The organism is Ruminococcus turbiniformis, assembly GCF_020687545.1.
GTDB classification, from domain to species: Bacteria; Bacillota; Clostridia; order Lachnospirales; family Lachnospiraceae; genus Mediterraneibacter; species Mediterraneibacter turbiniformis.
In genome coordinates, this window is the sequence record NZ_JAJEQX010000014.1 from 1 (window position 1) to 26,339 (window position 26,339).

Annotated in this window: 24 protein-coding genes and 1 pseudogene; 1 reads left to right on the plus strand and 24 read right to left on the minus strand. The window is 47.7% G+C overall.

Annotation, left to right across the window (positions count from 1 at the left end; all coding sequences use genetic code 11):
* Positions 1 to 596: pseudogene (locus LKD70_RS08970) on the plus strand (hypothetical protein); the annotation flags it as partial.
* A gap of 300 nt (positions 597 to 896) precedes the next feature.
* On the opposite strand, the gene LKD70_RS08975 reads toward LKD70_RS08970, so the two are convergent.
* The 24 genes from LKD70_RS08975 to LKD70_RS09090 form a co-directional block, all read right to left on the minus strand.
* Entirely contained in the window at positions 897 to 1,643 is a 747-nt protein-coding gene (locus LKD70_RS08975; RefSeq protein WP_227707690.1) for a class B sortase, read from the minus strand.
* Positions 1,640 to 2,416, minus strand: coding sequence for a pilin N-terminal domain-containing protein (locus LKD70_RS08980; RefSeq protein ID WP_227707691.1), 777 nt, complete (start codon positions 2,414 to 2,416; stop codon positions 1,640 to 1,642). Before LKD70_RS08980 ends, LKD70_RS08975 begins: the two co-directional genes overlap by 4 nt.
* Positions 2,409 to 3,227 (minus strand): class C sortase, encoded by an 819-nt coding sequence (locus tag LKD70_RS08985; protein WP_227707692.1) that lies wholly within the window; start codon positions 3,225 to 3,227, stop codon positions 2,409 to 2,411. The genes LKD70_RS08980 and LKD70_RS08985 overlap by 8 nt, the downstream gene beginning before the upstream one ends.
* A 3-nt stretch (positions 3,228 to 3,230) precedes the next feature.
* A complete protein-coding gene (locus LKD70_RS18625; protein WP_320442596.1) occupies positions 3,231 to 5,111 on the minus strand; it encodes an isopeptide-forming domain-containing fimbrial protein in 1,881 nt (626 codons plus the stop codon).
* A gap of 233 nt (positions 5,112 to 5,344) precedes the next feature.
* Positions 5,345 to 6,322, minus strand: a complete 978-nt coding sequence (locus LKD70_RS08995; RefSeq protein WP_227707693.1) for an SPFH domain-containing protein — start codon at positions 6,320 to 6,322, stop codon at positions 5,345 to 5,347.
* A complete protein-coding gene (locus tag LKD70_RS09000) occupies positions 6,316 to 6,786 on the minus strand; it encodes an NfeD family protein (protein ID WP_227707694.1) in 471 nt (156 codons plus the stop codon). Before LKD70_RS09000 ends, LKD70_RS08995 begins: the two co-directional genes overlap by 7 nt.
* 192 nt (positions 6,787 to 6,978) lie before the next feature.
* The gene (tnpA, locus tag LKD70_RS09005; RefSeq protein ID WP_227707695.1) at positions 6,979 to 7,383 is read right to left on the minus strand and encodes an IS200/IS605 family transposase; all 405 of its coding nucleotides are present in this window, start codon (positions 7,381 to 7,383) and stop codon (positions 6,979 to 6,981) included.
* Positions 7,341 to 8,615: an RNA-guided endonuclease IscB gene (iscB, locus tag LKD70_RS09010; protein ID WP_227707765.1), complete on the minus strand. Its 1,275-nt coding sequence runs from the start codon at positions 8,613 to 8,615 to the stop codon at positions 7,341 to 7,343. Before iscB ends, tnpA begins: the two co-directional genes overlap by 43 nt.
* A 518-nt stretch (positions 8,616 to 9,133) precedes the next feature.
* Positions 9,134 to 9,313, minus strand: coding sequence for a hypothetical protein (locus LKD70_RS09015; RefSeq protein WP_227707696.1), 180 nt, complete (start codon positions 9,311 to 9,313; stop codon positions 9,134 to 9,136).
* 57 nt (positions 9,314 to 9,370) lie between these two features.
* On the minus strand, positions 9,371 to 10,486 hold the full coding sequence (locus LKD70_RS09020; RefSeq protein ID WP_227707766.1) for a DUF4317 domain-containing protein: 1,116 nt from the start codon (positions 10,484 to 10,486) through the stop codon (positions 9,371 to 9,373).
* A gap of 90 nt (positions 10,487 to 10,576) precedes the next feature.
* Positions 10,577 to 12,592 (minus strand): type IA DNA topoisomerase, encoded by a 2,016-nt coding sequence (locus LKD70_RS09025; protein WP_227707697.1) that lies wholly within the window; start codon positions 12,590 to 12,592, stop codon positions 10,577 to 10,579.
* Positions 12,589 to 12,864 (minus strand): hypothetical protein, encoded by a 276-nt coding sequence (locus LKD70_RS09030; protein ID WP_227707698.1) that lies wholly within the window; start codon positions 12,862 to 12,864, stop codon positions 12,589 to 12,591. The genes LKD70_RS09025 and LKD70_RS09030 overlap by 4 nt, the downstream gene beginning before the upstream one ends.
* Positions 12,861 to 13,046, minus strand: coding sequence for a hypothetical protein (locus tag LKD70_RS09035; RefSeq protein WP_227707699.1), 186 nt, complete (start codon positions 13,044 to 13,046; stop codon positions 12,861 to 12,863). Before LKD70_RS09035 ends, LKD70_RS09030 begins: the two co-directional genes overlap by 4 nt.
* A 52-nt stretch (positions 13,047 to 13,098) precedes the next feature.
* Positions 13,099 to 13,347 (minus strand): hypothetical protein, encoded by a 249-nt coding sequence (locus LKD70_RS09040; RefSeq protein ID WP_227707700.1) that lies wholly within the window; start codon positions 13,345 to 13,347, stop codon positions 13,099 to 13,101.
* A gap of 93 nt (positions 13,348 to 13,440) precedes the next feature.
* Positions 13,441 to 15,027 carry a single-stranded-DNA-specific exonuclease RecJ gene (locus LKD70_RS09045; protein ID WP_227707701.1) on the minus strand — a complete coding sequence of 529 codons (1,587 nt, stop codon included), beginning with the start codon at positions 15,025 to 15,027 and terminating at the stop codon, positions 13,441 to 13,443.
* Positions 15,028 to 15,985: 958 nt separating this feature from the next.
* A complete protein-coding gene (locus LKD70_RS09050) occupies positions 15,986 to 16,165 on the minus strand; it encodes a hypothetical protein (protein ID WP_227707702.1) in 180 nt (59 codons plus the stop codon).
* Between the two features lie 90 nt (positions 16,166 to 16,255).
* Positions 16,256 to 17,992: a DUF6017 domain-containing protein gene (locus tag LKD70_RS18630; protein ID WP_227707703.1), complete on the minus strand. Its 1,737-nt coding sequence runs from the start codon at positions 17,990 to 17,992 to the stop codon at positions 16,256 to 16,258.
* 85 nt (positions 17,993 to 18,077) lie between these two features.
* Positions 18,078 to 19,370, minus strand: a complete 1,293-nt coding sequence (gene clpX, locus LKD70_RS09060; protein WP_227707704.1) for an ATP-dependent Clp protease ATP-binding subunit ClpX — start codon at positions 19,368 to 19,370, stop codon at positions 18,078 to 18,080.
* A 291-nt stretch (positions 19,371 to 19,661) separates the two neighbouring features.
* Positions 19,662 to 20,582, minus strand: coding sequence for a 3'-5' exonuclease (locus LKD70_RS09065; RefSeq protein WP_227707705.1), 921 nt, complete (start codon positions 20,580 to 20,582; stop codon positions 19,662 to 19,664).
* A 72-nt stretch (positions 20,583 to 20,654) separates the two neighbouring features.
* The gene (locus LKD70_RS09070) at positions 20,655 to 21,872 is read right to left on the minus strand and encodes a hypothetical protein (RefSeq protein WP_227707706.1); all 1,218 of its coding nucleotides are present in this window, start codon (positions 21,870 to 21,872) and stop codon (positions 20,655 to 20,657) included.
* An 87-nt stretch (positions 21,873 to 21,959) separates the two neighbouring features.
* Positions 21,960 to 22,793: a single-stranded DNA-binding protein gene (locus LKD70_RS09075; protein ID WP_227707707.1), complete on the minus strand. Its 834-nt coding sequence runs from the start codon at positions 22,791 to 22,793 to the stop codon at positions 21,960 to 21,962.
* 105 nt (positions 22,794 to 22,898) lie between these two features.
* Positions 22,899 to 24,731 (minus strand): hypothetical protein, encoded by a 1,833-nt coding sequence (locus LKD70_RS09080; RefSeq protein WP_227707708.1) that lies wholly within the window; start codon positions 24,729 to 24,731, stop codon positions 22,899 to 22,901.
* A gap of 119 nt (positions 24,732 to 24,850) precedes the next feature.
* Positions 24,851 to 25,621 carry a hypothetical protein gene (locus tag LKD70_RS09085; RefSeq protein WP_227707709.1) on the minus strand — a complete coding sequence of 257 codons (771 nt, stop codon included), beginning with the start codon at positions 25,619 to 25,621 and terminating at the stop codon, positions 24,851 to 24,853.
* Complete coding sequence (locus tag LKD70_RS09090; RefSeq protein ID WP_227707710.1) at positions 25,618 to 26,304, minus strand: hypothetical protein; 687 nt, start codon at positions 26,302 to 26,304, stop codon at positions 25,618 to 25,620. Before LKD70_RS09090 ends, LKD70_RS09085 begins: the two co-directional genes overlap by 4 nt.
* Between the last annotated feature and the right edge of the window lie 35 nt (positions 26,305 to 26,339).

Here is a 26,339-nt window from a genome sequence, read left to right on the forward strand (position 1 = left end):
AGCATCAGATTGAAGTCATCGTTGTCGGCTACAATATAGGTACGAAGCAGGGAATAAACATCGGCAAGGCCAATAACCAGAACTTCGTCACGATTCCCTGTGAACGGTTTCTGTTCATCCTGAAAGTAGTGGGATGCCAGTATGGGATGCCGGTTGCAGAACAGGAGGAAAGCTACACCAGTAAGGCAAGCCTTCTGGATTTGGACGAAATCCCGGTCTATGGCAAAGAGGATACAGATGCTGTCGTTTTCTCCGGGCAGCGGGCGAAGCGCGGTATGTATCTATCAAGGGAAGGGAAGATCATTAGTGCTGACATCAACGGAGCAGGGAACATTCTGCGGAAGGCATACCCCCATGCATTTGACGGTGTAGATATGGGATATCTCTGCAGCGCTGTTTCTGTTATTACGGGAGAACAGATCCTGCATAAAAAGCAGAAGCCTCCGGTAAAACATTACCGGCGTCATCGAAGTGATGCCGGGAAAGTCCGCCATTTTTACCGCCAGGAAAAACGCATGCAGCTGCGCATGGTGTGGGATAACAGGGACGATACCTTTAAAAAGAGAAACAGGCCGGCAGCAAAAGCAACGGCCTGAAAAGTAAGCCCCGACGAGGGGTTAGGGGGCGTGTGTCCGCCCCGGGAGGCGCAGTTTGCCTCCTGAAGCTCCAAATCGACAGAAGTCGCTTGGAGTAGTTCACGTGGCATTTTTCTCTCTCCCTGTATAATAATTTCTTAATATTATGGTACAAAAAAACTGCCTTACCCATATTGGGCAGGCAGATTCCCTCTGGGAGCGGGGGCAGAGGGATGATGGTATGTATCAGTATATATTCAAAAAATAGGAGGTAAATGTAGCTACATAGCCAAAAAGTGAGGTGATCCCGCTCCAAGATTATTACAAAACAAAACGTTCTTTTTCCGTGTAAAATGATACCGTAAACCGGTTTGGTGTGCCGGTATATCCATTGCATGTAGCAAGCGTAAACACCTGCCTGGGCTGTTCCGGCTGCGCAGCCCCAATCGAACTTCTTTCAGACAGCTCAGTGATCAGTTCCTGCTGATCGTCATGGGCCTCTGCAAAGATCGGGTCATCATACCTGCATCCGAATGCAGAAAACACTCTACACTGTTTTGTACGGTCCGGCAGGTAGATATACATGGTACTGTTATGGGAAGCATAATCCGTGGATTGATAATTTGTCAAATCTCCAAACATCTGCTTGGATATCATGTTATGACCAAAGAGCTGAACATATTGATCCTCTAACAAATCGGTACCCGCATACCCAAAGATAGACCCTGCATAAAGATAATTCCCATTGTAATCTTTTGACAGGTATTCCTGATCCGTATCCCCAACCAGGATCGGATAATTAATCCTGGTTCCCGGGATATAGATCCATCCTTTGATATCCGGATTAACCGCTTGCAGCGCATCAAAGTCAATATGCCAATACAGCGGGTCATCTGGATCCATGCTGTTCCCCGTTTCATCCTGTGGCGTTTCCGGGACTTCAGCGACCTCTTCCCAGAGTTCCCGGTTCATGGAATCGACCTGATGGAATTTGATTAGCTCAATGACGCCCAGCCCCAGAAGCGTCAGCATAATGGAAACGAGCAGGATATTCAAAAACTTTCTCATCTTTTTTTGCGGAAAAGGAAGTTCGCAATTACAAGGATCACCACGATTGCGGCTGCTCCCCCGAAGTACAGCAGAACAGGGCTATATGCATTCGTCTGCGGTGCTCCGTTAGTGGTGCCCGGATTTTCCGATGCCTCAGGTTCTTTTACTGGCTCGTCCGGGCGTTCTGTGTGTTTAGGCGTTACATTGATGTCATACACCATATCCCCTGTTTCTTCACTCCATGTAGGGATAGCAACCAGGGCAGGTGTCACTTCATCGTAGTTGTCGTCATTTGTTGCTGAAAGCAGGTAAACCCCCACTTCAAGATCCTGGAACACAAGAGTTCCGTCTTCTGATGTTGTAGCAGTCAGCCCGGAAGGCTGGACAGTTTCTGCAAGTTTCTGTGCGGCAGTTTCCATGTCAGAAGCATTTGCGATGGAATTGAGGTCTACGCCTGATGCCTGGTACTGTTCGGTCAGGACATATTCTCCGCCCGTAATATCCGCAATCTTATCGCAGGAAAATTCCACGCCGGACTTTGAGGTTCCTTCTTTTCCATCAGTCAGGGTTACAGTGATTGTCCCTGTCACGTTGTCCATCACAGCCTGCAGCCTGTCATCCTCCATCAGGATCGAATCGCCTTCTGATCCATCGAGGTCAACAGTAAGTCCGCTTTCCTCCTCCGTTTCTGTATCAGCCGGCTGGTCTGTCAGCTCCGCTGCCGATACCGGCGTCACGGCGGTTACTGCTATCAACATGCACAGCAACCAGGTTTTCGTTCTTTTAAACATAGCGATTTTTCCTCCAATCTATGATTTTCACAATCAAGCCGATGATAATGATTACAAATGGAAGTGCAAGAAATGCAAGCTCACGCAGTGAAGGGATTGCCTCGCTGATATTTTCATACTGGGTCTCCTCATAATCCACGCGCTCCCCGGTAACAACCAATCGGTGTGTGTTGATACCATATGGTGTACAGGTAATCAAACTGAGGAGATCTTTCCCTTCCTCGATATCCAGTACACTGACATCATCCGGTTCTATCACCTGAATTTCCGTGACCTTATAAGCAAGTGTCTCGCCCATCACGTTGATGAAAACAAAATCTCCTTCAATGATCTCATCTAGTCTTGTGAACAATTTTGATCCCGGTAGTCCCCTGTGCCCGGTAATTACACTGTGGGTGTTTTGCCCGCCGACCGGGAGACTGGTCCCCTGCAAATGCCCTGCCCCTATTGCGAGGACATCATCCGAGGTACCATGGTAAATTGGAAGGTCAACGCCTATTTTCGGTATCTCAATACTCCCCATAACACCGTCTTCCCCGGCGAGAAGCGACTGATAACTTTCATCACTGAGGATTCCGGTATCCATATTATCAACAACCGCCCCCTCCGTCTGGTAGAGCATGCTGTTATATTCTTTTGCCCGATTCAATTCGTCTTCCAATTCGCCTTCGTCTTTCTGGCTCATTTCGCTCTGGTAAGTAGCGACAGCATCATGCTGATGCTGCCGCTGGACAATATTACTCACCAAAGGATAACAAATCAAGAGGAAACCGAGAAAGAAGATGAGCCTGTAAACCCATTTTCTTATCATTTTTTAGTCCTCTGTTGCTTTTTTGTGCCTCTTGTATACAAATGCTGCACCGCCTACAAGCACCACACCTGCGCCCAGCATGATCAGCATTGCATTGGATCCTGTGATCGGAAGCCTTGTTCCCACTTCATTCACAATCTGGATGTCAGCGCTTCCAGCTGCCAGGTCTGTATTAAGCTGAACGTTGTCCGTGCTGTATGCTCCATCATAGAAGGAAATGATGCTTGCATTTGCACTCATGGACTGCAGGGCCTCATCATTGTACTCTGCATCAATCGTAATTGTGATCGGGTCGAGAAGCTGGCGGTAACCTGCCGGAGCATCTGTCTCTTTCAGGTAGTATGTACCTGTATCAAGGCCATAAATGGTGAAATCGCCGTTCGCGTCAGATACCATTTCTACCGCATTGCCAGGAGTTGTCCCGCCAGTGTGGTCATTTCCGCCAAGACTGTCACGGTTGATTACAATATAGCTGTTTCCGCCAACACCATCTGCCGGTTTTACATAAACTTCCTGTGTGCAGTCTTCATCTGCGTACAGGCGGAACTTCGCGTCAGCCAGTACCCTGTCGTGGTTGTTAACCTTGTTTGCGTTCAGGACAAACGTATAGCTGGTTGTTGTGTCGAACGGGGTGTAACCAGTGCTGTCTGTCTCCGGGTCATTGGAGTACTCAAGGCGGACACTGTTGCCAATCCCCTGGGAACCCGTCTCATCGACAGCATTGTCGTTCAGAGTGGCTTCATACTGGAGTGTAACTGTAATCCCGGTATAATCGTTCTCGCCAAGGTTGTTCTCCTTTGAAAATTCCCTGTCTACGATTCTCTTGATATCCTGGACTTCGATCACAAACGTGTCGCCCTCATCGAGCTGCGCACCAGATGTTAAAACATTGTATTCTCCAGAGGTCAGGATATAATTCTTGCTGCCATCGGAAATGACAATAGAGATATCACTCTTATCAGCGTGGAATGTCAGGGACTCGCTCATCTGGTCATGCCATGCATAGTAATATGTCTCATAGCCATTAATATCCGGGATCTCAGTTGTTACCTGGTACGGGATTGTCTGCCCAATTTCAAAGTCCGCTGAATTGCCCCATTCATCTGTGTCATCTTCCTGTACTACCTTCTCAATTCCATCATCCGGATCATCCGGGTAGTCAGATTTGATGTTGATTTCTGCAGTCGGGTTCGCTGTATCTACCATACAGAGTGAAGATGCAAACCAATCGGATCCGTCGCCTGCCTGCTCCGTAATCTCATCAATGATGTAATAACCATACTGCAGGCCGCTCAGCGTAATGGTATTTGTGGATGTCGTGCCGTTGACATATACATAATCTCCGGTAATTCCCATGTCTTTGATTTCATCCCTGACATCCTCTACAAAATACCGGAACGAAGAATATCTTCCCTCCAGGACCTGGTCTGCAGTAGCACCTTCCACCTCATTCGTATTCAGAGTCTGGATATAGTCAATGACCATGTATTCCGTCACCTGTGAAGGTACCAGCTGCGATCCATCACGTTCATTCAGCTTTTCTGCAACAACAGATTTTAACGCTTCCTGATATTTCGCATTAAATGTGTAATTGATGGATTCCCCGCCGGCTGAATTCTCTGCGTCAAACAGGCGGAAGATCTCGAAACGCTTGCCTACCAGAGACTGCTCGTCATTTCCGACGATTGTAATCCGCGCTGTTCCCTGTCCAAAGTCCAGGGTACCATTATTTACGGTATAATCTCCTGCATTCATCAGGCTGATTCCATCATCTGTCTCAGCAGCAAGCACCGGCACTGCCATCGCGTATCCTGCGCCCGATGTTGCCACCGTTGCCATTGCAATACTCAGCGCAAGCATTTTACTTACGATCTTTCTTTTCATATCTTCTTCTCCTTATCTTATTATTTTCCTGTTTCCTGTTGGGTACACAAGTTCGGATGTCCCCGTATTTTTGGTACATTCATCAGTCAACGGCATGAATGCCTTTCCCTCCTTCCTGTTTTTGGCTCCTGGTCATACAGAATTTTGTCAGGAGCGGACTTATCTGACCGGTTTCCCGGCTTACAGTCATCTATAATATGGTAGAGCCCATAGCCCCAAGGATAATCTGTCATTTAGAGTGGATCCACGTCTGATAGCGGAGCCTGCCCGTCAAGCCCGGAGCTGGCTCTGGTTGATGGTGCTGCCTTTGGAATGTCTTTTCCAGGTTTTTCTTCTGTGACCACTTCACTCAAGGATTTTGCCAAGCCAGCGATCCCCTGTATTTCTGATGGGATAATAATCTTCGTTGCCCTGCCATCTGCTGCTTTTTCGAATGCCTCAAGGCTTTTCAGCGTAAGCACCGCTTCATTCACGCCTGCGTTTTTCAGGAAGACGAGACCTTCCGCCGTAGCAGACTGCACTTTCTTGATTGCCTCGGCCTCACCTTCCGCCTCAAGGATCCTCTTCTTCTTTTCTGCATCTGCCTCAAGAATCATGGATTCCTTCTTGCCTTGGGCAACCAAAATATCAGACTCTTTTTTCCCTTCTGCTGTAAGAATGACAGCACGCTTTTCCCGCTCCGCTTTCGCCTGCTTTTCCATGGCATCGCGGACTTCTGTCGGTGGGTTAATGTTTTTTAACTCCACACGCATTACTTTAATGCCCCATTGGTCCGTCGCCTTGTCAAGTGCTGCCCGCATTTTGGTATTGATTGTTTCCCTGGACGTCAACGTCTGATCCAGTTCCATTTCTCCAATAATGTTCCTTAGCGTTGTGGATGTCAGGTATTCAATCGCGCTTATAGGGTTTGCGACACCATAACAGAACATTTTCGGGTCTGTTATCTGGAAAAAAATGATCGTGTCTATCTGCATTGTCACATTATCACTTGTAATCACTGCCTGCGGAGGAAAGTCCGCTACCTGCTCTTTGAGGCTGATCTTCCTCGCAACACGGTCAATAATCGGCCACTTAAAATGGAGTCCGGTGTTCCACGTCGTTAAATACGCACCTAACCGTTCCACTACCACGGCCTGTGCCTGCGGCACAATTTTTACGCAGGAAATTAAAATAAAAACAATGAGTACAATCAAAACAAGAATCATTACCATGACAAAGTATCCTCCTTTATTTTTTCTACGATCAGCTTAACGCCTTCAATCCTTATCACTTTTGCGAGGCGTCCTGATTCAATAACCTGGCTGTCCTCTTTGGATCTGACAGTCCATTCCTGTCCTTTAACTGTCCCCTTGCCTGTTTGCGCCAGATTGTCTACCTTTTCTGTAATCAGTACGGTTTCCCCAATATATTCCTCGTAATTGGTCAAAGTTACTTTGGGATTGAAATGCCGGATTGCCCACTTCCTCGTAAATATTAAAAGCAGGCACGATAATGACAGGAATACAGCGAGCTGAATAACAATATGGTCTACGCCAAACAAATTTAGCGCCATTACTGCCAATGCACCTATAGCAAACCAGATTGTGGTAAGGCCCATTGTAATCAGCTCAATTCCAAATAAGATCAGGAATACTGCAAACCAGATCAGGGTAACAGTTGATGAAGATAGTTGCATTTGTCTCCTCCTTTCTACATCCTCATTGGCGACACTTTAATATGGGATAACGCAGAAACGCAAAAAACCAGAAGACGATGCTCCTGGTTTCTGAACGATTCATTCTGTTGTCTGGTTAACCCTTACTTTATAAGACTACCATTAGTAAAACCACATGCCTTTAGGCGTGTGGATACACGGCGTCCAACGATGTCATCCCTGGTTTTGGATGTATTTCTCAATAACTGCCTGGGATACCTGTCCTATACTGCATGCGAAATATCCATCTGACCATAGTACTCTCTGCTTCCAATACTGTTTGGATAGATAATTTCCATGATTTTTCCACATATAATAAGTACTATGCTGTTTCAACTGCTTTACTATATATGATACTGATACGTTCGGATTGTATCCGAGCAATATATGTACAGGGTCTTTGTCAGTTTCTATTTGGATAACAGTACATCCATATTTCCGTGCTGCATCATATAAGAAATGTTTTACATCATCCGCCCGTTTGCGTGATTGAAACAGTTCTCTCCTGTATTTTGTCACAAAGATCAGATGCACCTTCATGCTATATTTAGAGTGACCGCCACGGTTGTAACCATCCATGTCGAGCGTGCCTCCAACCTCTTGAGCTTTTTCAGCTTTGGCGTCTTCCACCCTTTCGGCATTGCTGAGAAATCAGCTTTGGTGCCACTGATATCCATCAGGATTGCGTACCCTTTTGTCATCCTCCCCTTGATAAAATATTCCTTTCCTAAATAACGAACCTTATCAAACTTACGGAAGCCGCTGATCTTGCCTGTTGTGATTGGCTTTTCCGAGCGGACCCCTTTCGCCTGTTGGAAGTCGCCAGCCGGAATGCATTTCTTTTTGTAAAGAGGGCTTTTCAGCGAAAACTCATTTCCCTGGGTAGCAATCACGCAGGCGTCAATATAGTGCTTTTTCCCCATGCCAAGCTGTAATTGGTTTGCTTTTGTTACATATCCTAATGTTTCAATTGCATCCGGGTACAGATTAAGGAGTTGCTTGCGGATGGAGTTCATCTGCGTCGCGTATTTCAGTGTCCCATTTGTCTTGCCATGAAAAACAGAATTAATTTTTCCGCTATGCAGAGCTTTATGGCAGGTATGGCAGAGCGTAATAAGGTTCTCCCCGTCGTCTGATCCGCCCTGGCTCCTGAACACGATGTGGTGGACTTCCAGCTTGCTGTCCTTATGTCTGCCTTTGCAGGATTGGCAGGTGTACCGGTCCCGGTTAAGTACCATTGCTTTCGTATTCTCAAACCCGTAATTCGAGCCTTTCTGATATCCCCAGTGCCGAACTTTTGGGTCTGCAAGGTTCGGGTTTTTCATAAGGTGGGGATCGAACTGGCCCGTTTCAAAAACCATTTCTGTTATCGGAAGGATCGACCGGATATACTCGATCTCCTTTACATGGCTGTGGAGCTTGCTCTGCATAGTAGGGCTGAACCGGCCTGTCCGGATAGAATTTGCCCGGTTCTGCCACCTTGCTTTCCTGTAACGGGTTTTTCGGCTCCGCCTGTTCCTGCGGTATTTCGCCCTCCTTGTCATCTTTCCGGTGATATCGTTCCGGACTTCCACTTCAGACAGATAGACAATCTCCCCATTCTCTCTGCTCACAGCAGCGCCAAGGGTCCCGCTTCCGGTATCTACGCCAAGGGTTAAGTCCTGTGTATAGTCCGTTGTTTCATAAGCCAACTGAATAGTGAAAGGTTCACGCTTCCTGACTTTTGCTTTGCCCTGCTTCAGCAGTAATCTTGCAATTACATTCGTACAGGGCATCAGAGGTTTTCTGTTTTGTGAGAGTACATATACCATCAATAAGTTTCCCCTTATAAATACTCTGCCGGATGGCAGGTTGTGCGTACTTTGCTGTACTGTTACCATACAGCTGTTCCGTCTTCAACTCGACAATGATAAACGGGCTTGTCATGGATATATCACAGGGCTTTGGTTACTCTGACCCAACCTAAACATATCCGACAGGGCAGCGGTCTGTTGCGTCAACCGAAGGTGTCATGACCCGTCTATCGTAGCACTCATTTCTGAGTTCTTAGTCTGGTGAACCATTTAACAGAAGCCACTGACCTTTACGGTCTGTGGTAGTTCACTATCATTTGCTGCATGCTATAAATCGCTTATGGTTACTAAGGCCATTGCGATTAATGTTGCAATCAGCATAACATCCATCAAATTACTGTACCTGTAATTATCAGTTTTCCATAAGAGCACGTAAAAAATTATTGCTAGTGCAAAAAAGATCAAACCTATCAAAAATAAAGTATTACTTACCATGACTTCTCCTTTTTAATTTTGTGAATGATGCATCTAAGGGATCAAATAAATGCCTTTTCATCTTCATTAAAACTAATTTCATATTTGTCAAGGTTCATGGAATTCATAGCATGTTTGCTTTCAATCTGCTCTTCAGCCCGCCACAATTCCCATCCATGATAATCGGCAGGGTACTCCGCCTGACCAACTGGATCAGGCGGATTGGAATGCCAAACATACATCCTCAGGCATCCAGCCCCTGCTTACGCCCCCCTTTCTAAACTGCTTTAGTCCTTCACCTACTGCAACACAGGGATTCCGTTAACCTCGACATTGCCATAAACAGGGATTACAATACACTTCCTTCCATTAATGACTTCCAGGTCAATGGTGCTGTCCGGCTGTGTGGTGATCGTCGTATCCTGCATCCTTAAAGTGAACTTTTTTTCCTCCGAGAGATTGGTTAACAGGAATTTCCCCCTCTCCCCCGCATACCCTTCATAAATTTCGTGAAACCGCTGTAGCTTCTCCTCCGGGATCTCACAGGATTCAAGGACCTTTTTAATTTCCTGTTCCCCAGCTTCAATCGGTGCATCCCCATGGCAGTCCTCTGCCATCTCATTAATAGCACGCTGGATTTCACAAATCTTCGCGCAGCTCGCATCGTCCCCCAGCACATCCTCAATAATCTTATGGAAGGTTTCCTTTTGAGCCTCACATGGCATAGGGACCGCAGTCCCCAAAAGCCCCTCAATCAAGTCAGGCTGCAAATCCATCGACTTTTTCGAGTAGTACAGGGCATTGTGGATATCCGCAGTCCTGTCATTAAATGCTGGAAAAAGAAATGCTTTGTCTGGTTTCTCCACAATCCGGTCCCGTATCCGGTCTGAAAAGCGCTTCTTTTCTTCCTGGTATGACAGCCCGGGCTTGGAGAGTGCCACCGGGCAAATGCAAGCGGACAGATATTCGTACACATTATCAGCCGGGTCTTCATCGAACAGGCTGATCTGATCCAACTTTCCTGGAATATCGTAAAATCCGTGAACCACGATGATATAGTAATGGTCCGGATACACATAGGAATCAATTACCTTGTCATAAAATTCTTCCAGTAATTCCTCATCTTCAAGCTTGCTGTCACGGAGCCTGAGAAGGAATTCCTGCGCCCCGTCCGGCTTTTCAGATTCCAACGGGAATGGAAGATTATACAGGTTTTTGCCTATTTGCCCGGAAAACGCTTTCCGGAAGATCTCAAAATATTTCATGCATTCCTCCTCAGGAAGAGACAGAAAAGCCTCCTTTGACTTTGCGACTTTTTGCTTGTTGCTGTCCACGTAACAACTGCATATCCTAGTGAGATTGCAATATTCCGGAGTGAACTGTTTCTTGATTTCCATTACTTCTTTTTTGTCCATAGCTTTTGTGTGTGGCAAATCCTACCGTAGAGCTTCCACAGGCTATCTGCCACTTCTCCTTTCCTTTTTGTACGCCGGCTTGCCGGCATTTTAATTGTCAAATACAAAGCTTATTTTTTTGTCATCACCAAGGGCAAGCCCTGCGGAAAAGGGTTTCCCGTTCTTAGATACGAACCCTTGCATTTGTGGAAGTACCCTGTTATTGAGCAATGCCATGATTTCCTCATCCGAGAAGGACCTGCCGCAGATCTTCCGGTAAACCTGAAGCCCGCAACTGCAGAAATACCCGGCATGCCTGACACTTACCTGCATTCCGCAAAACGGGCACCGCACGGAAACTTCCGGCGCGGCCTGCTCCACCTGGGCACATACGCGGTACAGGTCTTTCAGGATTTCCTTGTACACTGCCTGGTATTGCTGTTCCCCGCGCTGGATCTGCTTGATCTTGTGGTCCATCTGGCCGGCAAATACTGGAGAGATGATATCCACCCCTTCCATTGCCTCTACATACTTCTTTCCCGCTTCTGTGATATAGAGCGAGTTTTTCTTTACTTCCACATATCCACGCTTTATGATGTCCCCGATAATTGTTGCCCGGGTAGCCGCTGTACCGATGCCTTTGGATTCAGCCAGTGACTTCCTGAGTTCCGGGTCCTCGATCTGCCTCGCGAAATGCTCCATTGCAGAGATGAGCCCTGCCTGGGTCAGCCGTTTCGGGGGCTGTGTCTTCCGGGCAAGGAAACGGAACTGCTTTGCCATTATCCTGTCGCCCTGCTTCAGGTTCGGAAGGGTATATTCCTTCGGAATCCCATATAGCTGCCGCCATCCCGGGTCAATGACCCGTTTCCCGGAAGCGAGGAAGCCTGCTTCCCCATGCATGATTTCAATTGTGCTCGTTTCTTCCTCCATTGGCGTCATAAACTGCGCATAGAACTTATTGTAAATCAGATTCAGGATTTCTTTTTCCGGAGCTGTCATCCTGGACAGGTCTGGCTTCAGTGTTGTCGGGAGGAGCGCGTCATGGGATTCTTTCTCCACTTCCTTATCATTCACCACGTTCCGGTCCCTCTGTACCTGAGTGATACGGGCCATTGCGGGCCCGGAAGGGAGGTCCGGGAATACGGATACCACTTGGAGCAGGGCCGGGAACTCTTTGGCCTTTTCTGATGACACATACCGGCACTGGGTCCTTGGGTACGACACAGCTTTATGTTTTTCGTAGAGAGATTGGACCGTATCCAGGGTTTTCTGTGGGGAATACCCGAACATCTGACCCGCATCCATCTGGAGGGAAGCCAGGTCGTACAGCTTCGGGGCATGGACCGATTTCCGCCTGGATTGTACTCCTGAGACGATGCCCTCCGCCGGAAATGAGATTGGTTCCTCTTTGGCAAATTCTTTCGGCTTTTTGTCATTCCCGCATAGGAGCGCCTGGAACCCGCCGTAGTCAGCCTGTAATTGGAAGTACTGTCTGGGCACAAATTGCTCAATCGCGACAGAATTGTCATAAACCAGTTTGATCGTAGGTGCTTTAACCCGCCCAACCGTCATTAGGTTTCCAGTCTTTATGCTCATCAGCCGTGTGATATTCATCCCGTACAGCCAATCCGCCCTGGACCGCAGCAGGAAGGAGGCCGTAAACCTCTGGTGTACTGGATCCGTATGGTAATCTGTCATCGAAAGCAGGGATTCCAGGATCTCCTTGTCTGTCAGGGAATGTTCCATGAAGCGGAGCGCTTTCTTTTTCTGCAGGCCGAGATACTGCTCGATCAGGAAATAGATCCCGTACCCCTCTGTATCCGAGTCGGTTCCGACAATGATCCCGTCACACTCCGCAGCTTTCTTCTTGATCTCCTGGAGCATCTTTGTTTTCCCCTTGATCGGTTTGACTCCCCATTTGCCGGGGATCATCGGATATTGGATTTCCCACCATTTCCCGTCCCAGCCGGGATAATCATTCGGTTTTAAATTCCGGCAGGCGTGGCCGGCCAGGGCGCAGAATTCGATTTTTCCTACTTCATCCTCAATCTGTGTACGGTGTTTCCGGTAACAGGACTGGACATCGCGCATCAGGGATGGCTTTTCCGCTATAAACAGATACTTCAATCCGTTTCCTCCTCACTGTTGTCATTATCAACCAATTGCAGATACTCATGGATAAAATCCCTGAGATTTGCACGGCTGTATTTCTCTGTATTGTTTTTCGGTTCAGCTCCCTTCTCGTAAAGATAACACGCAAAATCCACCCATTTTTCCGGGTCATTTTCCATTTCTTCGAATTCTGTCGGGGACGGGTAAAAAGGCTTTGCCTTTGCCGGGTCAATCCGGTCAAACGCTTCCAAAAGCCGATCGTATTCATCAAATGTCATCGTTTTCAATATTCCAGCCTCCTCATATATACTTTGTTCTGCCCCTGCCCATCCATGGCAATGATGTGGAGCCTCTCTGTTTTGTATTCCCCGGGAGGAAGGGAGTCCGCATAGTCTTTATCCCTGACGGACAGCCGGGCCCCACACCTGCATTTGTAATAGAGATTGTATTTCCCCTGGGTTAACTGCATCCGTTCCCCGCACTCCCCACAATACAATGTTCTATGAGAAACGGATTGACACTTATTTTGGACCTGTTCCTGTTGCCGCATGGCTTTCCTGCTCCCTCTCCCTGATGTCATCCAGGATTGCCTGTTTCATCAATTCTGTAGCGTCCCTTGCGCATTTTCCGGTTTCCAGCAGGGTGGGGATCTCCAGTTCTTTTAACTCATCTTCCGTAAGGCTTCTGACAAACCGGTTAAACAGGTTCAGGATATCTTCCGTTGGATGGTCGAATACGAATAAAACGAATCGGTCTGTGATATGTACCATATTTTTGCCTCCTCAATGCTATTTTAAGAAAAATGGTTGACTCTCTGTTTTTTGCAGACAGAAAAGCGGCCCACATGGACCGCTTCCGCTGTGCTATTCAAAATCAATTGCTTCAAACTTCAGCTGGCGTTTCCCGTTAAACCAGGATTCTCCCAGGTAACCTACCACGTCCAGGCTTTTTGGATACCCTTTCTGGGCTTTCAAATCCTCAAACCGATTTCTCATCCCAAAAGCAACCAGTTTCACGGTATCCGCGTTTATAGAAAAGTGGCTGCCATCCCCCATTACTTTAAATTCAGCAGGGCTGACAGGAAATTTATGGATCCGGAAACGGATTTTTGGGTTTTTCTCCCCGAACGGGGAAAATTTTTTCAGCTCCTCAGCTACGTCCTCGGCTTCCCAGAGTTCCATGTCAAGGTCATACATGGTGTTCCCGGAATACGAAGGCAGCTCTCCGCACGCTTCCGAAAACTTTTTCCGGAATTTCCCAAGATTCTCGCTGCAGATGGAAAGCCCCGCTGCACCAGCGTGCCCTCCGTACCCAAGCATTTCATCCTGGATAGAGTCAAGAACTGCTTTCAGGTCAACTCCAGGAATCGACCTTCCGGATCCCTTCAGGATTCCCTGCTGCTCTGTCTGCGTGAAGCAGATAGCGGGACATAAATACTTTTCACACAGCTGCCCGGCTACGAGGCCTACGATCCCTTCCCCGATATCCGGAAGATATACGACAGCTGGCCTTTCGCCATGGCATTTGTCATCCGCCTCACTGATGGCAGTTTTCATGAGTTCTTTACGCTTATTGTTTGTCTCAATAAGACGTTTCGTCTCCCACCAGAGCTGTGGGTTATTGCGCGGGGAACGCAAGAGCTTCAGCACACGCTCTGCCCCATCGTCGAATAACCTTCCGGAAGCATTAAAGATAGGCCCGATTGTAAAACCATAATCCTCTTCCGTGATGTGGTTATCTAAGCCAACTGTATCCAGGAGTTTCCTGAGCCCCGCAGGGCCATGCCCGGTATTGATCAGCTGGAGCCCTTCCTGTACAAGCTTCCTGTTCACGCCTAACAAAGGCATAACATCCGCAACTGTAGCGATGGATGCGAGGACTTTCAGGTCAATCACGTCTTCTCCCAGGAGCTCCTTCACAAAGCGGTAAGCAATTGCTGCCCCGCAGTATCCCTTAAACCCTTCCGTACCGTCTGCACTGGGATCTACAAAGATATCGGCGTCCGGCAGGATTACCTCCCCCCTCCGCTTTGGCGGCAGGTGGTGGTCCGTCACGATAACGGTCAGGCCTTTTTCCCTGGCTTTGTTTATGGCCTCAGCTGCAGCAATCCCATTGTCAACCGTCAGGACCACACCGCTGTCCAGCTCGTCAATGATTTTTTCAGAAAGCCCATACCCCTCTGAAAACCGTCTCGGGAGCCTTGTCGTAACCCGGAACCCAGCCTTTTCCAACCCGGTTGCCATAATACAGGTCCCGGTGATACCATCCACGTCATAATCACCCACAATGTGGATAATTTCATCCTTGTGCTCCTTCAGAATCGCTACAGCCATGCTGAGATTATGGATTTCCGGTTCACCAGAATCCGCAAAAAACTCTGCTGTAGGGATCCCCGTGTTCCTCTGTACGACCTCCTCAATCGTTGTGCAATCGTCTTTTTTGAAAAACATGTACCTTCCTCCTTTTTTCTTCAATTCCGGAAGAATATGAGCAATTCCGTCCAAAAAAGAACGACATGATTCATACGGAGCAAAACTCCTGACAAACGGCGCTGTCTGGCAGTATGCCAAAACTCAAATACCTGGACAAGTTCGTCCTGCTTTTGCTGCAAACGATATAGTTTCGCGGATCCGGATCCTCCGAACTTCGCCTCTCCTGTCCACCATGCCATGAAACCTGCCAAAGCTGTCTCACACCCCAAGGGTCCCACGCTCATGGGAACTATTCCGGATCATGCAGTTACTTACGGAGCGCCGTTGTCTGCTGTGGGACCCCGATTTCGCGGATCCGGATCCTCCGAATTTCGCCCCTCCTGTCCGCCATGCTATGAAACCTGCCAAAGCTGTCTCACATCCCAAGGGTTCCACGCTCATGGGAACTATTCCGGATCATGCGGTTACTCACCAAGCGCCGTTGTCTCCTGTGAGATTCCGCAATGGATCTGGGTCTCATCAGCAGCCAGAAGTGAGGAAATTTTTCGCGGATCTGGATCCGCCGAACTTCGCCCCTCTAGTCTGCCATGTCGCGACCCCTGTCAAAGCTGTCATCCTGCCATCCCGTCTGCCATGGGCCCTGTCAAATCTGTTCCGGTCCCCAAGCATCACGCACTCATGGGAACAGTCCCGGATCAAGTGGCTACTCAACGAGCGCCGTTGTCTGCTGCGGTACCATCGGCAGTCAGAAGCGAGGAAAATTTGTGTGGATCCGGATCCGCCGATTTTGCACTCATGGTCAATCTCCGCAATCAGGGTTTCCTGAGCGCCTGACGCTCTGAATATACCAGGCCAACGTGTAAACTTGATTGTTTCCTTGATTGTTTCGCGGATCCGGATCCTTTTTGTGAATGCCGTAGGCTCACGGAGCCTTTTCGGAGCAAGCTTTGGGCAGGCTGCCAAAAGAGGCTGACAGTCAGTCGCGGTAGTGGTAGATGCATTCGAGCACTGCGTCCACCCCGAATGCCGCAAAATTCCGGTACAAGTTTTCTAGTTCCTCCGGGGTATATTGCATGAGCCTCTCCCTGAATTGTTCCTGTTCTTCCGGATCCGGCGTAAACACGGCAATGTATTGCTGCATGATCGTTTCGACCATCTCCCGTTCCTCCTCTCACCTGTTTTCTGCCGATCCCCAGTGTCAGCAGGCACTATGCCGCTGTATTGCCTGGCAGGGGGCAGGATTGTTTTAGCCAAACACAGTATCGCCATAAGCGATACGCCACGTCTCATGGCGTGTCGTATAAAAGCTCTCGATGGTAGCCGGCGCATTGTAAAGGCATGCCACAAGATACTTGCGGATATTTCTTGCGGGTTTGCTTAATTTTTTCAGGCAGTGGAGGATATAGCGGATATGCTCAATCGACACCGCCTGGACCCTTTCCAGCAGGAGCTTAAAGGGCACAACCTTCCCGTTTACACGGCTTTCAGTTTCCCTTCCTGCCAGGATGTCAGTCAAAACAATCAGGATTTCCGTGATGAGACTCTTGTCATTCGGGTTTTGGTATTCGCTCATGAGAGTGTCATAGCTGATCTGTTCTATTGCAGCATTCTCAAAGACTCTGTATTCGTCTACCGCTTTCTGTTCCTTGGTCCTGTTAGATGCTTTCCCAGATACAGGGATCCCATTCCCCTTTCTCCCAGTACCAGTGATACCCTTATCCCCATTACAGGTATTCCCCTCTGTAGGTAAGGGATTGATAAACTGGTTACTGTCAGTTACTGGGTTTACTTCAGTACGTGGTTCACTTGTAGTATGATTGATGAACCTACTGTACTGTACTGGAGTACTAGACGTTTTACAGGTAGGAAGGTATACCTCCTTACTAGAACTCTGTATATTATTCGACGTAGTAGAATCAAGTAATTTATCAATCCGCGCGCGTGAAGAATGTGCATGCAGATGCTGATCAGCGTTATGCGCTGCATAATTCTCATAACATTCGCTGCATGTACTGTCTGTGCTGAGTCCGTCGGAGGTGCGTGGATGTTTTTCTGCCTCCGGATGCATATCCATTACCTGGTGCTCATCCGAGGGGCTGATATGTACAGTATCCGATTCCTTATGTACTTTACATGTGCATAAAAAAGGATCCATGAGATAGATCTTGTTTGGCTGGCATGTTCCCAGACGGATGCGGAGGATCAGGTTAGACGTTTCAAGCTCATCTAAAATGTAGAAGATTTTTCTTCGTTTCCTGCCGAGCCATACCATCATTTCCCTGATAGGACAGATTACATATTCCATTCCGGCATCCGGATCGAAATGCCGCTGCTTCTGGTTAAAGAGTACGCAGATCAGTTTTGCTGCGTCTGTGCTCAATCCGTACTTTTCCTTGATGTTACAGATTTCCTGATTATCAGCTATGAGATCGTATACTGGAGCTGTGTTTGCTACATCTGTACATAAATGGTTTGTTAGTGGGGCTACGGTCTGAGTAGGAGGCTCAATATTATTCAATCCCCTGTCCGACCATTCACCTTCGATATGCCAGTCATATTCGGCAATCGGCCGTTCGATCTCAATCACACGGTAGATACCTGAAAATTCCGGGTTTGCCGCCTCAAACAGGGCCTTTATCATGGGACATTTCATTTCCTCCTGTAATTCGCCTATCAGCCTCCATGCTTCGCCTTTGTCAGTAAGCACTACCTCTTCGATATGATAGATTTTTTTCAGGTTTTCTCCCCTTCCTTTTACAGATGCGCTGATTAATACGCTGATTGTTCTCTTTTGGCCGTTATTATTCATACGATTACCTCCTCGTAAAAATGATTCCTTCCTGCCAGCCATGGCAGGGTTTGCAAACAGATTGGCAGCGGACTTTAACCCGCTGCTTTTGAACATGCACATCCCCACTGCCAGGGGGAAATATTCACCAAGTGCATTCGTTATTAAATATGGAAGAACCCATCCGCCCACCACGGTGGCACACAGGTTCCCTGAAGATCTTGCCGAAACGGATCCGGATCCTTTTGTGGAAATGCCCACCCCATATACGGGGCGGCCTTCAGCTGGATGCCCCTTTTGCCAGTCCGGCTTTGCGCGCCGCTTCCTCCCGCAAGATCCTTTCCGCGTCCTCTTTGGTGACGTAGGTAAAATTGTGGCGTTCAATATTGCGCGCGCTGATCGAACAATATTTGTACCCGTTAACCGGGGCGTGATACATCGCAGGCAGCGTGATCTCCTCCATAATCGCACGCAGTCCCCTGGCCCCGGTTTTCCTCTGGATTGCCATGTCTGCGATCTTTTCCAAAGCATCAGGCTTTAATGAAAAATGAATCCCGTCCATTGCAAAGAGGCGTTTATACTGGTTTAACAGGCTGTTTTTTGGTTCTGTGATGATACGGATTAAATCCTCCTTAGTCAGCTCCTGGAGGGTGACCCGGATCGGGAGACGGCCCATCAGTTCCGGGATAATCCCATAGTCAATATCATCGGGTTCCTCATACACGGGGATGGAGGCGAATCCCATAGACATTTTCCTTTTTTCCAGGTTTATGCCCTCAAATGCCCCGCCACAGATGAAAAGAACTTTCGATGTGTCAAAAGGAGTGTAGGCCCGGTTCATACCGTTTTCGGTAGGGACGTTAATGACTGCCCCTTCTACCATTTTGAGGAGCGCCTGCTGCACCCCTTCCCCAGAGATATCTCTGCCAACCGAATTGCCTGCCTGTTTCTTCCCGATCTTATCAATCTCATCAATATAGACGATCCCCTGCTCTGCCCAGGAGACATCCCCGTCAGCTGCCGTTATCAGCCGTGCCAGGATCGACTCTACGTTTTCTCCAACATACCCGGCTTCCGTAAGGGCTGTCGCATCGGCAACAACAAACGGCACATTGATGATCTGAGCAATGTTCTTCGCCAGATAGGACTTCCCGCTCCCTGTCGGTCCAATCATTAAAATGTTGCTCTTTTCGATGGTAGGATCTTTTAACCGTTTGTAATGGTTGTATACTGCAACAGACAGTACAATTTTTGCATACTCCTGTCCGATCACATTTTGGTCCAGGAGCTCTTTAATCTCTGTAGGCTTCAGGTTAAGTGTTGCCGACCGAGCAGTGTTTGTACGGCCATTTCCATATGGTAGCATCTGGTCCAGGGCTTCTTCCCTCCTGTTTTCCTCCTCAAAGTAAAAAGAGTTAACCGCCTCTTTCGCATATTCATTATTGGATGTTGCCTCCATCAGCGCCTCATTCATCTCAAGGATGCAGTGGAAGCAGACATGGATGTTTTTCTTTTTATAATAAAATGCGGGGCGGATTGACGTTTCAACGCCGCAAAAATAACATGTAGACACTTCAATCCCTCCATTTGTTTTTTTATAATTTACTATGCACTATCCTGAAATTATCTGTATTTTGCAGATGCGCCGGCTTTCAGGCGAAGAAAAAGGAACGGTTTCATTTCCGCTCCTTTTTTCTTTCCGCATAATACAATATGGCTTTATTCAGGCAGTACCATACAATGCAGGTGATTAGAAACCTCACGCACGCCGATAGCGCCGTGGCGCTTCCCTCTGCGAAGCTGCCTATGGTCCCAGGCAGTACAATAAACGGGATGATAAAGTAAGTGGTTATCACAAGAACGCTCACTGCGTTACCACCTCTTTCTTTGATTCGGCGTTTTTGGTCCTCTCCCAGCTCGCCGACAGCTCCTTCATTGACTGTGCGTTTCCGAACCGGTACCCGTATCTGGATAACACCTGGTCTTCCAGGCTTCCCAAATCAATCTCGCTGAACAGCTGCTTTGCTTTTTTTGTTTCTTTACAGGACCAGACAAGCCGTACAGCATCCCAGTAAATATCACCGTATTCGCCGTCAATCAAGGACACTTTAATCCTTTTCTGGCTCGGTTTATTCGGGTTCACCCAGAACGAAGCCCACTTCAGGTGGCATGGCCTTTTTTCTTCTGCCGGTTCCCATTTGTGGTACATCCGGAGGAATTTCGCCATTAACCGTGCAGTGGCCTTCACGTCATCAATCGCACAGTGAAACTGGATATCCGAAGTTCCAAAAACTGCAGTATAGACATTCTCCAGTTTATGGCTCCCAATATCCTCCTTTTTAATTAAGTCCCTTGCCATTTCAAGGACGTCGATTGTCGGGTGATTTGTGTAGCGCTTCCCGGTCCTCTTAGACATCTGGTCCAACATGCGGATGTCAAAAGGACTGTTATAGGCAGCCCATATGTCCGCAGAATCAAGGAACCGGAAGATCGTGTCTGCCTCCATCTGCTCGGTAGCTGCATGTTTCAGGATTTCATCCGTGATTCCCGTAATCTCTATAATTTTCTCTTTAAGAGGTTCCTCTGGATTCAGGTAGAGATCCAACATTTCTTCCGCCTTCATGCCACTGCTGTCTAAGGAATAACGGATCCCGGAAAACTGGATAATCTTTGCATCATTTCCTAATCCGGTTGTTTCCGTATCAAACACACAGACTTTCCTGGGCTTTGAGAACAGGAATTCATACATCATTTTCGACTTGTCTACATTTCGCCATTCCATCATTAAATTCCTCCATAATATATCAGGGTGCTCCGCCTGACCGTTTCCCGTGTCAGGCGGAATAATTAGCCCGAGTTACTGATCAGACATTTTATCCGCCGCAAACCTTAAAATCATTTTTTGGTATTCGAATGCAAGATCTGTCTTCTGCTTTTGTGGAAGTTTCTGATAAGTCCTGCGTATTATTTCGTGGATCAGCTTCCATCCTGTCAGGGATCCAAGTCCGTCAAGGTTGACTTTGGATGCCCGTTTTTTTCCGAGCACTCTCATAATACCGCTTGTCACTTTCGGGCTATATCCTGCAGATGAGAGGTCCATGTGCTGCCATGCATCGACAGAGACCTCAATCCCGATAAAAAGGTCCTGGATGCTTCCAATAGACCCTCTGTGATTCAGTTTGTTTACCCTGATTGGGATCTGGCATCCTTCGATGTCCACAGCAGATGAAACGGATACCGCCTTCCCGGGCAGATCCCCTGCGTTAATACAGATCAAGTACCTGGGTTCGGCAACACTCCGGAACCGGATTGTCGCTTCAAAGTCCATGATCTCCCAGGAATCCAGCGCCCATAAAGCAGGAATATAACCGATTGCTTCCTGGAAAAATTCCTTCAGGGGGATATGGACATAGGTGCGTCCGCAGGCGGCTAAAACCGGTCTCACCTTAGGGGAGCTTTCCCGGTAAAGCACCTGCATGTTTGCCGTTTTTGCGATCTTTTCTGAGAGCAGGATCGCGCTTCCGAGCTGGCAGTCATCCAATGATTTAAACGCAGATGAGCAGTCCAAAAACGACCCCACGTTCTGTGCCCCCGCCCTTGTGACAGGATAAAGGATTCCGTCTTTCCGGAAAGCAAGCTGTGTCTCCATCATCCGTGCATACTCCCAATCTTTCAAAGTAAGCTGGATAATATTGAACTTCGGTTGTCCGTCATCCCCTATCCAGAATGGAAATCCAGGCTCCAGTGCGAACCAGTTTGATACTGATCCCCCGTTCTTCTGTAATGTGGTATCACGGTAACAGAGGACTGCATCATCCGTACCAGGCTGGAAAAGTTTCTCCTTTTTGTCAAGGTTCTGGAGTTCCTGGATAAAAGTATCATATTTCCGTCCGCGTTTCTGCTTCACCGCACCGGTCTCATTCTCTGTGCGGATGCTCCAACCTACCAGGCCATCCGGCTCGTATTCGATCCTGGCATCCACAACAGTATGGTTTTGGGCGATCTGCGCCTGTTTTGTTTGGATCTTTTCTACGGATTGCAAAAAATCATCCAGATTTTTACCTGTAGCAACCATATTTGTTTCCTCCTTTTTTTAGAAAAGCAGGAAAAAGCCATATTGTCTTTCTCCTGCATTCATAAGTTCAATCAAATATGATTACATTTAGAATATTTGATTCATTATTTTGTTCTTTTCGATATTTTCCTTGTATTCAATGTCCTCATCTGTGAGGTAATTGCTTAAGTATTCTATACTATACGGAACAAATTCTGTTGCCGCGTCCGGGTACTGATATGTACAGCCGCAGTTATGGCAAACAATACTGCTTTTTACCTGCCGGTTTTGAATAAACCCGTCTACAAGGATCACTGACCCCTGCTGCAGGTACCGGAAGTCCCTTTCCGCTTCTTGCGCGTAAGAATACACCCATGGGTAGTCTGCGTGGATGTCCCCCTGTGTCTTGATGTAATATTTTCTGTCCACGCCTAAACGGAAACGGCAGCATGGGGACCGGGTCCCCTGGACCATTTCCGGTTCAGACACCACCGTCCCGATAATCAACACCTGGTTTGAGACCTCTTTAAAATGCTTTTCCAGGATCCGCTCAGGGAGTGCCTGATCGTGTTCAAATGCAGTGCGCATCCCGTTCAATTTGATCAGGGAAATCGGATAGACAAAGGTGGACGTTCCATTTTTCTTTGTATTCAATGCCCCGCAAGCTGTACATTTTGAATTCTTGTCCAAATTTATGATATTAAAAACTCCCTTGATATCAATTAAGTCAAACTGCGACAGCAATTTGATCCGGTTCATCAATTCCGTCCCGTCATAGTAGACCATAATGTCCTGGAACTTCATTCCTTCATAACCGTCTAAATCACGGTGCATTGTCCTTATGAGGAATACCGCCTTTTCCGCACCTTCCTCGTCCCTGTTTATTATTGTAGGGTCTTTCCTCAGATATCCGACAACCCTTACCTGATTATGCGTTGCCATGCAGGCCGCCTCCCTTAAAAGAAATATACTATAATATGGGAGAACCAGCCACCCAGTGGCCCTTTCAAGGCTGTCCACTGCGCGTCCCGTGAGGCAGGTAAGGAGTCAACGAAGCTGGTCCTGGATTTCTTGCGGCATATCCAGGTCGGGATATCCATATGTGCCGATCCGCTCCATAATGTCATCGCCCAGTTCTTCCGGCCTGATTGGGTGTGCATTCTCCTCCTCGGCAATTGATTCATACTCTTTCTCTGCGGCTGAGATGACTTCAGTCTCTCCGTCCAGCGCTTCTGATCGTTCCATTTCCGAATGCAGTTCTTTCGCAGTGTCCGGGTCTCCAATCACCGGGACATCAAAATAATCAATTTCGGTTTCAATTGATTGGTTTTCTCGGGTGTAGTTTTCAGCTACATAAATGTTGTTCCCGTCTTCGATCAGTTCCCGACAGGATTTAACGGAGGCCAGGATCTCATCTAGCTCCTGCTCTGTGATGCTGCCTTCTGAACGGTAGCCTGGACCGCTGATGGTCTGCCCCTGCAAATCCGGTGTCGGGGAGAACAGGTTCAATGTGACGCCCCTTTCATTATGCCTGAGGAACAGATGCGCGCTGCCATCCGGCTCCGGTTCGCCAGAGAATGTATTGAGCACCTGTCCTTCTAGGTTGCGCGTAGGCTTCATATCAGGGTTTGCAATCATCCCGACCACAAAGGCGATATCTTTCGGGTGGTACACAATCTCCCCTTTTTGGGGCACGATCCCTTCATCCCGCATTTTCGCGGCCAGTGTCCGTACATCACGTTCTGTCTCAAACCTGTAATTTCCCAGGTCAATGATCTTGTTTCCCCTGTCACAGCGGACTGAGATCCCCTCCTTTGTGCGTTCAAATGTAATCGTGTCCTTCTCCCCGATCCTCACCTGGTTCGGGGCGTCATATTCCTTGTGTAAGACGGCAAACAGTTCCTTTGTATAAGTATCGTAATCTGGCAGTTTATCTGTTGTAATGGTCGCAATGGCTTTTCCATTCAAGAATACATCTACAGCATGGTTCCCACGGTAACTGCCGTCAATCACAATCCGGTCTGACCCGTGGACCGTTTCCACGTCCACATAGGCAAGACGCATTGGGGTTCCGTTAAGCTGCCCTAAATTGAACTTCTCCATATTCCCGATATACTGGATGTTGGCAATCGCCAGTGCGGCTTTCATTGCGCAGTCGATCTTATCCCCGTCCTTGTATGCATATAGGGCTGAGGCAAGAGTGCGTCCGTCCCCATTCAAAAGATCCTGCTTTGACATCCCATAGACAGTCTTGGGAAGCCCTTCTGATTTTTTATAATACAAATAGATGTCATCAGAGCCTTTTTCCGGAATGGCTTTCAGATGCATGTTTTTTAATACGTTCTTTACTTCTTTGTCCTGTAACAGAACTTTTACAGCCTGGTCCCTTTCTTTGTCCGGGAATTTCCTTTTTTCCGTGTCCTTCTGGGGATCAGGTTTATCCTTCTTGTCTTTGTCCGGGCCCTCTTTCTTGCCGTTATCTCCACTCTTGTCCGGATTGGGTTCTGCACGTCCCCCAGCTTTTTCCCCATAGGCCCTCCGGAATGTCTCACCAATTGCAATACGGCTGTTTGCACCAAAAAGAAGATTGGAGGCGACAGTATGCATAAGATATGCGGCAGAGGCCAAAATCCCTGCAAAAAAGCCCAGAATTTCCCCTCGTATGCCATGGTTAAAGCCATCCTCCTGGTAATCCCTTTCAGATTCATATATGATTTCCTTCCCTGATGCTGTGCCATCCTTTTCCTGTATGGCGTCTTTTTTTGATGTGGGACGCACGTCATCTGTCCCGTCAAAATCATATTCCAGGTCCTCCATATCCTCATCCCGGTCATAGTAATTATCGTCTAATATGGAGTCTTCCTCCCAGTCTTTACCCATAAAATCTCTCCCTGCCTTTCTATAGTCATTGTTGTGGGCTCCTGTTTGTCAAAATGGTTAAACTGCTCCCCGAATAATCGGCAAAAAAGCCGCCATATGGCGGCTTTTTCATAGATGGATTAAAATTTTCCTTTTTTATGGAGGACAATCAGGACGACCGCAACAATGACTGCAGCAATCATCACAGGCAGCCCTTTCACGATGGAAAACTCCGTCCGTTCTTCATCATCCTGCTCGTTCCCTTCCTCATCGTAATAGATTACTTCTGCGTCTTCCGAAGGGTCACCAGTGGTCCCCTGCCCGGAATTACCGCTGTCCAGCTGGTCTGCTTCTTCCTGCGTTATGCCATTCCCTCCGGATGCTTCAGAGGTATCAGATGTTTCTTCCTGCATCTGGCGTTCGCTTAATGCTGCATACCAGTCCCCGACTGTTTCCCCGTCTAATTTTGCAATGGTAGAATCCGGGTACAGGGAATAAACAGATCCTGCCTGGCTGGTCCCGATACCCAGGATCAGTTCATCCACCCCGCCTGACTGTACCTGAAATGAGGTATTAACCGCAAATCCCTGCGTAATTACCTCTTCACTTGACCCATTGTATGTGATATCCGTCACTACATAGCTGCCTGCTTCCATCTCGGCCACGCAGCTTCTGTCAGCGTATTCATAAGCGTTTACATCAACTGTCCCGGTTGCCCCGGCATTGTCCCGATATGAGATTGTAAATGTGTCCCCGTCCTGCGGTGTAACAGTTGGTGAATAGGAAACTTTGACAGACAGCTGCCCCAACTGTGTCTCAGCTGCATGTACCGGGATTACAGAAAAACAGGTGAAGGCCGCTAAAAACAGTATTAAAAATTTTTTCATTGATTTTAATTTTTTCTCTTTCAATGGTCATCATCCTCCTTAGAAACGCGGAACCCTGATTTTAACATTTCGTCCTCAAGTTCCTGTTTATTTTTTGAATAATCCGGGTTTGCAAGGCGCTTCTTGACGGATTCCTCGTATGGATTGTACTGGTTTTTCTTCTTTTCCTCTTCCGCAAGCGCAATGCTTTCCTTCAGCTCATTGATCTGACGATTTAGTTCCTCATCAGCTTCGCGGATCATAGAATTGATATCCGCTGCCTCATCAATGACAGGGATTGTAGCATTGTTATCCCATCCCATAATCAACCGGAGCTTATCTTCTGCTTCATAACTATCAGTAAAAACCAGGTAGTGCATAATAAAATAGAAGGCCCCATCCAGCAAAAGCGGGACGATGGTCAGGGTCAGCATTTGATTATCTTTTTCAGAATCCATCAGTCCGGACATCCACTCATCCATGACTGTTTTCGCAGCAAAGAACTCTGTCCGGTTCCCCTTTGGGAAATCGGCAGTAACGACTGCGCATCCTCCAGACATAGATACTTGGATCGCGGCATTGGAAAGGACAATATTTTTCAAGGATATAACTTCCTGTTCCGATTTGAGTTCGTCAATGGCGAGTGTTGCAGCCGAAAGCGGCAGCCCATTCGCATCTTTTCCGTTTGAAAGATATAAAATCTTTTCCCATGTAATTTGGCTTTCCATAAATTTATGGCAACTCCTGCCATGGCCCCTCCATG

Bases quoted from the DNA above. Each gene is read 5' to 3' on its own strand.
- LKD70_RS08975 (WP_227707690.1), bottom strand. From the start codon at position 1,643: ATGAGAAAGTTTTTGAATATCCTGCTCGTTTCCATTATGCTGACGCTT.
- LKD70_RS08980 (WP_227707691.1), bottom strand. From the start codon at position 2,416: ATGTTTAAAAGAACGAAAACCTGGTTGCTGTGCATGTTGATAGCAGTA.
- LKD70_RS08985 (WP_227707692.1), bottom strand. From the start codon at position 3,227: ATGATAAGAAAATGGGTTTACAGGCTCATCTTCTTTCTCGGTTTCCTC.
- LKD70_RS18625 (WP_320442596.1), bottom strand. From the start codon at position 5,111: ATGAAAAGAAAGATCGTAAGTAAAATGCTTGCGCTGAGTATTGCAATG.
- LKD70_RS08995 (WP_227707693.1), bottom strand. From the start codon at position 6,322: ATGGTAATGATTCTTGTTTTGATTGTACTCATTGTTTTTATTTTAATT.
- LKD70_RS09000 (WP_227707694.1), bottom strand. From the start codon at position 6,786: ATGCAACTATCTTCATCAACTGTTACCCTGATCTGGTTTGCAGTATTC.
- tnpA (WP_227707695.1), bottom strand. From the start codon at position 7,383: ATGGATGGTTACAACCGTGGCGGTCACTCTAAATATAGCATGAAGGTG.
- iscB (WP_227707765.1), bottom strand. From the start codon at position 8,615: ATGGTATATGTACTCTCACAAAACAGAAAACCTCTGATGCCCTGTACG.
- LKD70_RS09015 (WP_227707696.1), bottom strand. From the start codon at position 9,313: ATGTATGTTTGGCATTCCAATCCGCCTGATCCAGTTGGTCAGGCGGAG.
- LKD70_RS09020 (WP_227707766.1), bottom strand. From the start codon at position 10,486: ATGGACAAAAAAGAAGTAATGGAAATCAAGAAACAGTTCACTCCGGAA.
- LKD70_RS09035 (WP_227707699.1), bottom strand. From the start codon at position 13,046: ATGCAGTTAACCCAGGGGAAATACAATCTCTATTACAAATGCAGGTGT.
- LKD70_RS09040 (WP_227707700.1), bottom strand. From the start codon at position 13,347: ATGGTACATATCACAGACCGATTCGTTTTATTCGTATTCGACCATCCA.
- LKD70_RS09045 (WP_227707701.1), bottom strand. From the start codon at position 15,027: ATGTTTTTCAAAAAAGACGATTGCACAACGATTGAGGAGGTCGTACAG.
- LKD70_RS09050 (WP_227707702.1), bottom strand. From the start codon at position 16,165: ATGGTCGAAACGATCATGCAGCAATACATTGCCGTGTTTACGCCGGAT.
- LKD70_RS09065 (WP_227707705.1), bottom strand. From the start codon at position 20,582: ATGATGGAATGGCGAAATGTAGACAAGTCGAAAATGATGTATGAATTC.
- LKD70_RS09070 (WP_227707706.1), bottom strand. From the start codon at position 21,872: ATGGTTGCTACAGGTAAAAATCTGGATGATTTTTTGCAATCCGTAGAA.
- LKD70_RS09075 (WP_227707707.1), bottom strand. From the start codon at position 22,793: ATGGCAACGCATAATCAGGTAAGGGTTGTCGGATATCTGAGGAAAGAC.
- LKD70_RS09080 (WP_227707708.1), bottom strand. From the start codon at position 24,731: ATGGGTAAAGACTGGGAGGAAGACTCCATATTAGACGATAATTACTAT.
- LKD70_RS09090 (WP_227707710.1), bottom strand. From the start codon at position 26,304: ATGGAAAGCCAAATTACATGGGAAAAGATTTTATATCTTTCAAACGGA.